We start from the raw sequence: 11,971 nt of genomic DNA on the forward strand, positions 1-11,971 counted from the left end.
AGCCGTGGGGAAGAAAGCCGCTTCAGCGTCCCGCCACTCACGTGGACTGAAGGCGAATGAAGTCACTGAGATTTTCGCCGAAGCGCTCCAGGGGCGGGAAGATGCGATCCGGAGCAGGCATCAATGGCTTGTTCCCATGCTGGATCAGATGTCTTCAGGGAAAAAGATCACTCCTGTTTCGAAGCCGGGAATCAGCGACGCTGATTACGCACACTACGTGGACATGTCTGCACAGGTAGGCGTGTACCGGATGTGGGCGAAGAACGGGCGTGTGACCTATGACCTCAACGATTATCTGGCACAGGAACTCTATCGATCAACCTACGACAAGCTGCCCGGTAACATTTTCGCTCACCTTTCTCACATCAACCCCCTGGTCGTCCTGCCGGAACCCTGGCCGATCACCCTGAATTCCAACGAGGGGCTGGTCCGTGGATTCTTCGTCTACGGATTCAACAGCAACCCTGACCAGCAGACGTTTACCAATGAAGACATTGAAGGTCTGGGTCTGCTGATGGTTATCGACCTCCTCGACCTGGATACCGGGGAAGTCCGGGGCCAGGCATATATGCGGCTTTATATTCCAACAAGCCTTAAAGAGTTCACCTTCGAAGACGCGGTTCAATTCGCAGGCGAACGAGTCGAAGCTATGTATATCCCGGATGACCCGAAGCAAAGAAGCCGTGTATGGAATCTCATCGAAGAAATCCTCAGGCCCGCCCTCGGGATTCTCATTTACCTGTGCTGCGATAACCGGGATGCCGTGGAACCTCAGGCCGTTAAACCCTCAACCGTCAAACGCGGCAAGAAGGCGCCCAGTGACCGGAACCCCTTCTGGGTGGAAATCGGCTGGAGGATCGGCCCACGGCTGCACGCGGCTCGCAGGGCAGCCGGGCGGACCGCGCCTGGACCTGGGACCCCCTCCGGAGTACAGCGGGCCGCACATCAGCGCGCAGGGCACTTCCACAAGTTCCGCGTGGGACCCGGACGCCCCAACCAGCGCACCCAGTTCATCACCAGGTGGCTCATGCCCCACTGGGTCGGCCTCGGAGAGCTGCCCGAGGACATGGACCCCATCACCACCGTGGTCGCCGTCGACCCGCAGCGACATGACCCGCTCCGCCGCCGGGGACTCAAGGCCCGGCGACCTCTCCATCCGAAGAAGTGATGCTGACTTTGATCCGGCTCCGCAGATCGGCCACCTCGGCTACCTGGGAATATTGAGCAGCTTCGTCATGGAGTTCAATGAGGCGATCCGCCACACGTTTGGAATTGATCATTCCGAACAGGGTCAACGCCAAGCCGGTCTCCTGGTGTGCGCCGCCGACCTCACTGGCGACCAAGTGTGTTCGGGCGAGGGCGAGATGGTCGAATGCTTTTGACCGCGTGCGATGTTCAGGGCGCAGATTAAGGGCTCGACCCAGGAGGTCGAGAGATTTATCGGCTCGCCGAGTGCGGTGAGAACCCTCGCTTTTCCTCGCGGCGATCTGATGGGCGACCCCCAGAGTGGCGGAGAGCTCAGCGGCATCGAAGAAAGCCATGTGGGGTGGCTCCTCGGCCGGGTCGATCAGGGTGAAAAGTTCTTCAGCCCGACCAGCCGCCCGCTCGCTTTCGTCCAGGTGTCCCAGGATGGCATTGAGGCGGGATTCAAGGGCGGCGAGCATGGACTTGGTCGCTGGAGAGATTTGCCTGCGTCCTCCGTATTGAGCGAGAGCAACGAGGTCCAGGGCGTCGCTGTAGTGCGCAAGATGGGACATCTGGCGAGCCATGCACTGAAGAATGTGAGCCCCAACTGCCTTGTCTGCACCCTCGGATGCTGCGTGGAGGGCAGTGATGAACAGCTTTTGCGCACTCTGGTGCATACCGGCGTCAAAACTCATCCACCCAGCCACACTGCCAAGATCGGCGACGGCGGAGAACAGTTCACGGCCGGTGGCTTCGGTGTAAGAGCAGGAATCGAGTATGGCGGTTGCATCGACCAACTGAGCAATAACGGCCCGGCGGGAGAGTGCGCCACCATGGCGGTTGTCGACGTCACGGAATATCTCGGTGACAGCCTTGATGCCAGCGACTTCCCTCCTCCCGACACGTCCGGCTGGCGCATCTCCGGCAGGACGCTCGATCAGTTCAGAAGGGGTTGCTGTGGCCCACTGGTGCAGGGGATCAAGGAGGTTCTTCCCACGAACGGATCGCCCTGGAGCGAATGGGGGAAGAGCATGCTACCTACAACCAGATTTCGCAGCAGATGTGGGGTCTGCCCATCCATGCCCCCTACCTCGACACCCCAGTTGTAGACGCCTGCCTGGCTGTTCCTGGCTGGGATCGCAAGCCCTTGGGTGACTTCAAGCCCCTCGCTCGCGCCGCACTCACCCCTATGGTGCCCAGGTTTCTTCTCGACCGGCGCACCAAAACCCCCATGGATGCCAGTTTCCACCTGGGCCTCCGTGCCAATATCCCCACCCTGCGCATCATCCTGGGTGATTCCCGGCTGGCCGCCTCCGGGCTCATTCATCCCACCGCCATACGGGCCGCACTGGAAAGCGCCGCGCGTGGCGAACACGCTCCTGTCAGCGCCTTGCATTACCTCATTGCCGCTGAGCTGTGGCTCGCCACCCTGGATACCCGCCGCGAACGCTGGTGGGAAACTACGCCATCCTCAGCGCGACTCCGGAGTCCGGGACTTACAGAACAGACCCCAGAGGGCAGGTTGGCATGAGCGGTGTCCACTTCACCGAAACGGTCCACGGTACCGCCATCCTGGACACTCGGACCGGTTCAGGTCGATGGCGCACTCTTGACCCGGTCGGTACCCAACTGTGGAATCTGATCACCGACGGCACTCCTGCGCACGTCGCTATCGACATCGTGACTTCCTACTGGGCAGCCCGTGGCAACAACGCAGTCGAAGTGCGCGCGGACCTCGGTCGTGTTGTTGCCGAACTCTCCCGGGCCCAGCTCCTGGGGCCTGCCGTGCGCACCCTGCCCCCCAGCGGCAAACGCATCGTGCGTACCGCCACCACAGACGCCGACCGCACTCGGGGTCGCATTGCCGTTTACGCGGGCCTCGCGCTCGCCCTCGTCCTGTTACGGTGCGCGCCCATACGATGGACCATCGCCGTTGCGCGGGCTGCTGTCCGCCTGCCTGGACGCCCCGCCACCATCGCGCAGGCTCAGACCGCACACGCGGCCGTACGCCACGCCGCCCGGCTCTGGCCGGGACGGGTCGCCTGCCTCGAAGAGTCCCTTGGGGTCCACTTCGCATCGGCGTTCACTGGACGTCGTACCCGATGGGTTCTGGGTGTATCGCTCCTTCCCCCCAGCCCGCACGCCTGGATCGAAACCGACGACGCCACCGTGATCGGACAGGCTGACGAGGACCGGGTGTGGCCTTATGTGCCGGTCCTCTGGGTGGACACCTCGAACTGAAATTCGCCACCCACCGCCACCCCTGGCCCCCGCAACCACCCGTATGGGTGCACGCGTTGAATTGTGCGTGACAGACATCCTGCGCAGGAAAAAAACGTCATCGCCTCCGAGTGCTCCCGCTGTCCGGTTACGCACCCGCCTCCTTGCCCGGATCACCCGACGTCCGGAAAGGACCGCCGCAGCTCTCTTTCCGCAATATACGGTGAGCGAGGAGCGGCATGATGATGCTCTCGCCCACTCAGCGTCTACGATGGTCAGGCGCATACCGGAACTCGCCGCCGACGCTCTGCGCCTGGCGTGGGCGGCTGACCGGGCCGCCGTTCTCTGGCTGACCGCTCTCCAGTTGATCTGGGGCGGCCTCACCGCTGTCGGCCTTTACGCCACTCGCGGTGCCTTCGCCCAGCTCTTCGCCACTGGCCCCCTCGCCGACCGGCTCCACGATGCGCTGCCCTCGCTGACCCTGGTTGCCTCCGTAGCCATAGCCCGCTCCCTGGCCACCGCCAAGACCCTGTCCGTCACCTCTTCCCTCGGGCCGAAGGTCGACGGACGAGCCGAAATCCAGTACCTGGAGGCCGCCACCCGCGTCCCGCTCGCCGCGTATGACGATCCGGCCTGGTGCGATCACAGCGAAGCGGCCAACCGTGCCTCCAAGGACGCCCATCTCATGATCGACGCCCTTGCGGCACTTGTCGCCGCCATGGTCGGCATCATCGCCGCCACAGGTGCTCTCGCCGCACTCCACTGGATCCTGGCACCACTGCTGATCCTCGCCGTCGTTCCTCGCGGCGCGGCGGCCATCTACGCGGCACGGGCCGCACACCGTGCCGAACGGCATGTCCTCGCCGACCGTCGCCTACGCCACACCCTGATGTATTACGCCTCCGGCAGGCAGACCGCCCTGGACGTCCGGGCTACCACCATGCGCCCCTGGCTCCTCGGTCAGTTCACCGACGTCGTCAAACGCCTGGAGGTCCATGCCGCTGACATCGGTCGCAGCACCGCTCGGTGTCAGCTCCTTGGCGACGCTCTCGCTGGCACCGCCATGCTCCTGGTCTACGCCGCCCTGCTCGCCCTTGTCACAACCGACAACGTACCCCTCGCCTCTGCCGGAACCGCCCTGGTGGCCATCACTACCAGCCGCGCCTTGCTGACCGGGCTCATCACCGGTATACACACCACCTATAAGGTCGGCCTCTATCTCGGTGACTGGTCCACTTTCCTCACCGACTGCCAGGATCGAACCCATCAGGGCAAAACGCCTGTCCCCCGGCATCCGGAAGTAATCCGCGCGAACAACGTCACCTTCGCGTACTCCGGGAGCAGTAAACCTGCACTTAAGGACATCTCCGTCACCGTACGCCGTGGTGAAGTCCTGGCCATTGTCGGTGCCAACGGAGCAGGCAAATCAACCCTGGCCAAACTCCTGGCCGGTCTCTATGTGCCCACCAGCGGCTCGGTCACCTGGGATGACGTCGACCTTGCCACTGCTGATCCCGATCAGATCTGGTCCCACCTGGCGATGCTTCCCCAGGACATCGCCCGCTGGCAGACCTCTGTCCGCGAGAACATCACCCTTGGGCAAGGCCCCGGTGACGACGCATCAGTGCGAGTAGCAGCCGCCGCAGCTGGAGTAGATACCCTCATCGACCAGCTCCCTGACGGGCTCAACACCTACCTTTCCCCTTCTCAGTGGGGTGGTCGCGATCTGTCTCCCGGACAATGGCAGCGGCTCGCCGCCGCGAGGGCTTTCTACCGAAAAGACGCCCCCCTGCTCATCTGTGACGAACCGACCTCCGCCCTGGATCCCCGTGCGGAGGAAGCGATGTATAACCGCATCCGGGAGCTGAGCGACGGCCGCACTGTCATCCTGATCACTCACCGGCTCGGCTCCACCCGGAGCGCTGACCACATCATTGTTCTCGACGGCGGTTGCATCGCCGAAGAAGGCACCCACCACTCCCTGCTGGCCACACCTGGATCCGAATACGCAGCTATGTGGACAAAACAGGCGGCCAATTACAGCACTACAGAGACGATCTGACCAGGGGAGGCGTTCAGACGGAAACACCGGCTGCTCTGAATACCGGGGGCGCCCCCGTGATCAAGTCGATCAGGGTGACGCGACGCAGTCGTGTCACATGGTGCCGTTCAGGGCAGCCGCGTACGCCAGCGAACGGTTGATCGTGGTGGACGTCGGCTCCGAGCGCGGATACGTGTTGTTCACATTGATAATCGGGCCGGATCGCACATCAGCCCGGCCCTCCACTCGCTTCAGGGTGTCCCGGCCCATCGCCCCGACGAGCTTGCGCGGAGACCGGCCCGCCTGCCCGCCTGCACGGGATCCGTGCTCGGCGCGGGCGTACGACAAACCCGGGTGCGGCGCGGCTACTGGCTTCGGCAACGGGCGCCCACGGTTGATCGCCTCCAGCAGGGAAGCGTGGCGCTTTGCCTGCCGGGAACGGACCACGAACTCGCCGTTCGACAGGCGGGCCGGGATCGAGTCCGACGTTCCCGTGCCGGGCCCCCGGATCCATCCACCGGTCGCCGCCTGTGCTGTCCGGGGAGGGGGCCTGTTGGCGTTGCGGTACACCACATTGACTGTCGCGGTGCGGGACAGGGCCGCCTGGATGCTGGAGCCTGTCCGGCTGGCCGCCTGCACCAGACCGCCGAGCTGCTGCTGGAAGGTACCTGTGGCAACCGAGGGCTGAATGTTCTTCAGCTGATCCTCGATGCCTTTGCGGGTGTCCTGGCTCAGCCCCCTGAGGCCCCAGAGGTCGTTTTTGAACTGCTTGCTGTCGAGCTGGGCCTTTCCTTTGGGGTTCAGGGCACCGGAGGAGTTCGTCCCGGTCACGGTCGCTTTGAGCAGGTTCAGCAGCCGTTTGAACTCCGCGTCGTCCATCCGGGCGATACCCTTCAGGTCGAACTGCTTCTGCTGTTCCTTGGTAAGGACGAGCGCGGCCAGCTGGCCGATCTTTGTCCGGAACGTCTCGTCATCCAGCTGAGCCTTACCCTTGGCGTCCAGGTACCCCTGAAGAACCTTCGCCGCAGTGCTGGACCGCAGCTTGTTCATCTCCTCCTGGTAGCCCTTAGGGTCCAGCTGGGCCTTACCTTTGGCGTCGACCTCGTGCCGTTCCTCGATCCCCTTGACCTGCGACTTCAGCTGAGCCAGGGCCGTGTCGAACAGCAGCGTGTTCAAAGTGGCCTTGCCCTCGGCGTCCAGGGTCCCGCTCTTGGAGGCGGCATCGATCGCGGCCTTGAGCTTTTCCAGGTCACCCAGGGCGCCGACCACGTCAATGCCGATCTTCGGGGTAATCGTCTTCTTGTTGATCAGGTCGACGATCTGGACGATCTGTCCCGATGCGGCCGAGAAGTCGCCGCCCGTTGAGGCGATCGACTGAAGCGACGTACTGATCGCCTTGCTGAGGGACGCCGCCGTCTTCTTCCCCACGTCCAGTGTCTCCACCGAGGACAAGGCGGTGGCCAGTGCCTTCTGGAACCCCGCACCCGCCTGGACCGCGATCCCCTCAAGTTTGTCCAGCTCCTTCTTTGACCCGTTCACCAGCTCCTTGGCGGCCTGCGCACCCTGCGGCCCCATCTCCTTCAGCTGATCCACCAGCGAGCCATAGCCCTGGGACGACAGGATCGCCAGATTCTTGGCGTACTCGGCCTGCGCGTTCGCCTGCTTCTGGAGTTCCGCCGTGAACGACTGAATAGACGCCTTGCCCTTTTCGTTCACCTTCTGCCACGCGTCGGCCGGATTGATCAAACCCTTGTACGCCTCGGCCAGACTGTCGATCGCCTTGACAGCGGCGTCCGCACCCTCCTCCGTGGTCTGCAACCCGTCCGCCGCGTTCTTCGCGGAATCCCCCAGCGGGTCCAGGCCGAGGGCGGTCAGGATGTCGGTTGAGCGCTTCGCCTTGTCGAACGCCGACGACGTCTTGCCCACGAACGTTTCGAGAGTCCGGTACGCGTCCATGTTGGCGGCGACAGCATCGCGTTCCTTCCTCAGGCGTTTCGCGGTACCCGGGTCGCCGTCCTTGCCGCGCGACGACAGGTACTGCCGGTCCAGCCGGTCGTACTCCTTCTGGAGGCTCTTCAGCTCGGTACGGATCTTCCCCAGGGACTTCCCCGCGTCCTGACCGGCGATGTCCTCGGCCTTGAACCCGGACTTCTTGATCGCCTTCGACAGGCGCTCGTAATCCTTCCGGGTATCCAGCATCCCCGACTTCAGGATCGTCTGCTGGAACTGGTTCTGGATCAGCTGCTTGGTTTCGTCGCCGATTGCCAGCGTCGTTCCACCCAGCGCGGCCTGGAGTTTCTTCTCCTCCTGGGTCAGAGCGCCGAGGTCATCCAGGTGCTGACGAGCCGCCTTCGCTGCGGCGCCCTGACCCTGAGCCTGCGACCGGAGAGAAGCCTCCGTGCCCTGAGCCAGAAGGATCGACTGCTTCTGCTGCTGCACCAGACGCAGCCGCTGCCGCGCCTCTTCACCAGCAGCCCCCGCCAGGTCCCGCGTATGCGACGTCAGCGTGGAATAGAACGTCCCGGTCTCCGTCGCGACCCGGCCCGACTCCTTCAGGCCCTGCTGGATCCCGGCCAGGCCACCCCTGGCCTGCTCCGCAGCGGCCGTATCCGCAGCCAGCGCCTTGTTGTAGGCATCCATGCCGCCGACCGCACTGAATGCCTCGTCGGCCGTCTTGGAGATCTGATCCTGTGTCCCCTGGAAGGCGCTGACCACGCCCGACAGCGCCACACCCACCAGGCCGATGATGCCCAGTGCGGCCACCCAGTGCGTCCTCAGAAGAAGAAGCGCACGGCCCGTGAACGTTGCCGCCGTCCCCACGGCCGTCGTAGAGGCTGCGGCTGCCGTGTTCGCGGCGGTGGCAGCCGTGGCCGATGCCGTGGTCTGCCGGTAGACCTGCTCCATCTTGGCCTGAGATCCGGCCGTCACCGCAACGGCCGCCCCGTATGTGCGCTGCACATTCGCCAGGCCCGTCATCGAGACACCCGCGTTACGGACCGCCGTGGCGGTGTTCGCGGCGGCCAGACTGGATGCGGAGAGTGCCGAGTTGACCCGGGCTGCCGTGGCCGCCACCTCTGCCTGCCGGGCAGCCAGCGCCTGATAGGCGGTCGCGGCAGCCGCCGGAGACAGCGCGGCAGCCGTGCTGGTCCCGGCCGATGCGGTGTTGGCGGTACGGGCGGCGGCCGTGGCCCGTGCCATCTGCTGTGCTGCTGCGGTCTGCGCTGCCGCTGCGGCGGCGGTGGCCCTGGCTTGAGCGGTTGTAGTGGCAACGCTTCCCGCCTGCGCCTGGTTCAGCGCCGAGAATGCGGTGCGCAGGGTGAAAGTCGACTGCCCGAGGATCCGCTGCGCCTGCGTCAAGGCGACCGTGGCGCGCAACATTTTCGCGATCAGAATCTGGCGGGCGGTGAGCGCTACACCGAATGCGGCGGCGGCGATGGTCAGGCCGCCGAAGACCTGGATGCCGAGGGGGACCCGGTTCAGGATCTCGACGATCTTTGTGAGGGCGGTAGCGGCAAGGCCGAGCGCCGCCGCCAGTGGCTTGCCCGCGTTGGCGAGGAGGGTATTGAAGGCGTCCTTGAGGTTGTCGATCCTCACGCGGGTCGTATCGAAGATCGTCTGGGACTGCTTCTGGAGCTTGTTCCCTAGAAGGAACTCCACCCGGGCCCGGCCGACATGCTCGGCCAGCGTGTCGTAGTTGTTCGCCAGACGGGAGATCACATCCACGTCGCGGACGGCGTCAACGCCCAGCGATGCCAGCGTCCTGCGCAGCTCGCCCGCCCGGGTTGTCGTGCCGCCCATGCCCTTGATGAACTTCAGGAAGAACTCATCAGGGTTCGTCTGGACAAGGTTCCGCGTCGCATCCTCGGTCTCACCCAGGATGTTCGCCAGCAACGTCAGCTTCGAGCCGCCCTCGGCCGCAACGTTCGACAGCTCACCCAGCACACGAGTGAGCGCACCGCGCGCCAGCTCCGGTCGCACACGCAGTGTCGCCAGCGCCGATGACAGGCCGAGCGTCGCCTGCGTCGACAGGCCGAAAAGGTCCGTGACCGTGGCGATCGATTCGGTGACCTTAAGGATCTCGTCCTCGGTTGACGCCGACGCCACGCCGAGCGCCAGGACCGTCGAGGCGAAATTCTCCATTTGCGACAGAGGGATGTCCCGCATCGTCCGGATGCGGCCGAACAGCAGTGTCACCTGCTCGGATGCGATCCCTGTCGTCACCGAGAACCGGACCACCGTGTCGGTGAACGTCACCAGCTGTTCGTTCGCGACACCCGTCTGCGAGGCCAGCTGACCGATGCGGGTGACCTCCTCGAAGCTGACCGGCAGCACGTTGGCCAGCTTCTCGAACTCGGCCCGCATCTGGGCCAGAGGTTCGCCCGTCAGCTCTGTGACGCGAGCAATCTGAGCAAACGCCGCCTCATGTGAAATCGCAGCAGCCGTAGCCGCCGTGGCGACCTGACCCAGTCCGCGCGCAACATTCGAGTACAAGCCCTCCAGATCCTGAAGCGCAGATCGGACGCCTGACGCCGACGTGGCGAACGCGGTCATACCCAGCGACGCGGCGTGCTGAGCCTGTGCGTCCCGCTGGGCGGAGGCAGCGGATCTGGCCCGCGCCTGCTCGATATCCCGCTGGATGCGAAGCTGATCATTCGCTGCCCGCTGCTGCGCGGCCGTCGCTGCCTTCGAAGCCGTCTGCGCTCGCTGCTGCGCGGTCGCCGCACCTTGCGTCGCGGCCATCATCCGCTGCTGGGCGGTCGCGAGCGTGTTCAGCACGCTCGCCATCTGCTGATACAAGGACAAGGTCCGCTGAATACGCGAAGCCTCGCGTTCGGACATTCCCTGTACAGCGGCAAGGGAGGAGCGCAGCTTCTCAAAAGCTGTCGCCATCACCTTCGCGCCGTTGGCCGCGCCTGCCGAATTCTGGCTCAGCGACTGGACGGCTGAAGCGTATGCGCGGGCTGCCGATGAGATCTGCTGGTACACCCGCATGGTTCGGCTCAGTTCGTTTGCCAGTGACTTCTCAACTGGCTCGATTTTGCTGAGCACACCGTGCAGGTTGCGGAAGACCCGCTCCATTTCTCCGCCGGACTTCGTCACCTGCTGCGAAGCCTCGCGGAACCCTCTCAGGTCGACGCTGATCCGCGCCACCGCATCGAACTGAGAGGGCATTACCGGTCCTTCTCCATCTCCGCCAGATAGGAGTCATGCCTGGACGGAAGCGGCTCGTTCTCCCAGACGTTGTACGGGCTTACGTACCGCACCTCGCCCCGAGAGCCCTTGCGTTGGCGTTTTTCGCGGTCTTCCCGGTCCTTTTCCAGCTCCGCACATCCGTAACAGACTGACGATTCGACCTTGAAGGCGATGGCGTTATCTGTCGAATGGCCGATCCATGCGGGAGTTCCGCAGTTTTTGCACGTCTCCGACTCCAGGACTGTCAGCGCAACCGCCAGCAGCCGGTTGCGCTCATCCGTCCAGTCAGATTCCTCCCCGGTCAGCAGGGTCAGCGGGGGGAGACTCCACGACCTTGCCGTCCGGATCGCCGGAAGCGCCCACTGGTTGTCCGTCCACGTCAGAACCTCCGCCAGGAAATCCGGCATCAAGGCGGTCCGCCCATGTCGCCGACGAATCCAGGTTTTCGTTCAGCGCGGACATCAGGCGCGCCGACTCCGAGGTGATCAATGAATCCAGGAGGCGACTGAACCCGGCCCGGCCAGGTGGGTCCATCCTCTTTCCGTCGGCCAGCGTGATTCCGGTGCAGTACGCCTCCAGCTGAGCCTCCAGCTGGTACCGGAACTTGCCCGCCATGTACTCCAGGTCATCGTCACTGCCCCGGCCATGCTTCTTGTGGTACTCCTTTTCCGCCTGGCGCACCACACTCCCGAGCTTCTGTGCCGTACCCACCTGGAAGTGGAACGTCAGAGCCGAAAGTTTGACCCGCTCTTCCAGGGCGAGCTTTCGGGACTCCAGTTCTTCAGCCCGTTCCCGAAGGGTCTCCAGCTCTTCGTTCAGCTCCTCGATTTCATCGTCGACCAGCGATCGTGCCGACTTTTCCGACCGGGTATCCAGCTCGGCTTCGATTTCCTTGCCGCGCTCTGCGATTTTCTCGCATTCGTCGTACACCTTCAGCAGTGCAACACCGTTTTCCTGATCGAGGTAAACGGTGTGCTTGAACTTCGGAAACGACGAGACACCCGAGATGTAGCTCTCGAAGTCGAACGTGTCCGGACCAGGGACCGCCGCGCCCGGTCCGGACTGTTCCTTGCCCACCATCTTCAAATCCCTTGTGTGGCTGCGGAGCCGACCCGCATGTGAACTGAGGGGTGGAGAGGATCAGGCGTCGACGCCGGGCTCGGCGAGCTTGTCCTCGGGCTTGTCCTCGGGCTTGTCCTCGGGCTTGTCCTCGGGCTTGTCCTCGGGCTTGTCCTCGGGCTTGTCCTCGGGCTTGTCCTCGGGCTTGTCACCGCCGTCAGGGGCTGGGGTCGGGGTGTCCTCGGGCTTGTCACCGCCGTCAGGGGCTGGGGT

The 11,971-nt window shown here is 64.2% G+C and carries 7 protein-coding genes and 1 pseudogene; 4 read left to right on the forward strand and 4 right to left on the reverse strand.

Annotation, left to right across the window (positions count from 1 at the left end):
- Nucleotides 1-4: 4 nt before the first annotated feature.
- Entirely contained in the window at nt 5-1,168 is a 1,164-nt protein-coding gene (locus IEJ02_RS12450) for an AcrVA2 family anti-CRISPR protein (protein WP_191064884.1), read from the forward strand.
- On the opposite strand, the gene IEJ02_RS12455 is transcribed toward IEJ02_RS12450, so the two are convergent.
- Nucleotides 1,134-2,159, reverse strand: coding sequence for an NsdA family TPR-like regulatory protein (locus IEJ02_RS12455; protein WP_498067031.1), 1,026 nt, complete (start codon nt 2,157-2,159; stop codon nt 1,134-1,136). The two genes, IEJ02_RS12450 and IEJ02_RS12455, sit on opposite strands and share 35 nt — an antisense overlap.
- Before the next feature lie 44 nt (nt 2,160-2,203).
- On the opposite strand from IEJ02_RS12455, the gene IEJ02_RS12460 reads away from it, so the two are divergent.
- The 3 genes from IEJ02_RS12460 to IEJ02_RS50370 all read left to right on the forward strand — a co-directional run bounded on the left by IEJ02_RS12460 (nt 2,204) and on the right by IEJ02_RS50370 (nt 5,467).
- Nucleotides 2,204-2,716, forward strand: a complete 513-nt coding sequence (locus IEJ02_RS12460; RefSeq protein ID WP_191064886.1) for an asparagine synthase-related protein — start codon at nt 2,204-2,206, stop codon at nt 2,714-2,716.
- Entirely contained in the window at nt 2,713-3,426 is a 714-nt protein-coding gene (locus IEJ02_RS12465) for a lasso peptide biosynthesis B2 protein (RefSeq protein WP_191064887.1), read from the forward strand. Before IEJ02_RS12460 ends, IEJ02_RS12465 begins: the two co-directional genes overlap by 4 nt.
- Before the next feature lie 202 nt (nt 3,427-3,628).
- Nucleotides 3,629-5,467 carry an ABC transporter ATP-binding protein gene (locus IEJ02_RS50370; RefSeq protein WP_191064888.1) on the forward strand — a complete coding sequence of 613 codons (1,839 nt, stop codon included), beginning with the start codon at nt 3,629-3,631 and terminating at the stop codon, nt 5,465-5,467.
- A 93-nt stretch (nt 5,468-5,560) separates the two neighbouring features.
- Here the strand turns inward: IEJ02_RS50370 and IEJ02_RS12475 are convergent, their stop codons facing one another.
- The 3 genes and pseudogenes from IEJ02_RS12475 to IEJ02_RS12485 all read right to left on the reverse strand — a co-directional run.
- A complete protein-coding gene (locus tag IEJ02_RS12475; RefSeq protein WP_191064889.1) occupies nt 5,561-10,618 on the reverse strand; it encodes a phage tail tape measure protein in 5,058 nt (1,685 codons plus the stop codon).
- Nucleotides 10,619-10,924: 306 nt separating this feature from the next.
- On the reverse strand, nt 10,925-11,719 hold the full coding sequence (locus IEJ02_RS12480) for a hypothetical protein (protein WP_191064890.1): 795 nt from the start codon (nt 11,717-11,719) through the stop codon (nt 10,925-10,927).
- Nucleotides 11,720-11,779: 60 nt separating this feature from the next.
- Nucleotides 11,780-11,971, reverse strand: a pseudogene (locus tag IEJ02_RS12485) (NADH-quinone oxidoreductase subunit C); the annotation flags it as partial.

Source organism: Streptomyces sp. 5-10, assembly GCF_014712245.1.
Taxonomy (GTDB): domain Bacteria; phylum Actinomycetota; class Actinomycetes; order Streptomycetales; family Streptomycetaceae; genus Streptomyces; species Streptomyces violaceusniger.

Excerpts from the sequence above, each read along its gene's own strand:
- IEJ02_RS12460 (WP_191064886.1), top strand. The coding sequence starts at position 2,204 with ATGGGGGAAGAGCATGCTACCTACAACCAGATTTCGCAGCAGATGTGG.
- IEJ02_RS12465 (WP_191064887.1), top strand. The coding sequence starts at position 2,713 with ATGAGCGGTGTCCACTTCACCGAAACGGTCCACGGTACCGCCATCCTG.
- IEJ02_RS12475 (WP_191064889.1), bottom strand. The coding sequence starts at position 10,618 with ATGCCCTCTCAGTTCGATGCGGTGGCGCGGATCAGCGTCGACCTGAGA.
- IEJ02_RS12480 (WP_191064890.1), bottom strand. The coding sequence starts at position 11,719 with ATGGTGGGCAAGGAACAGTCCGGACCGGGCGCGGCGGTCCCTGGTCCG.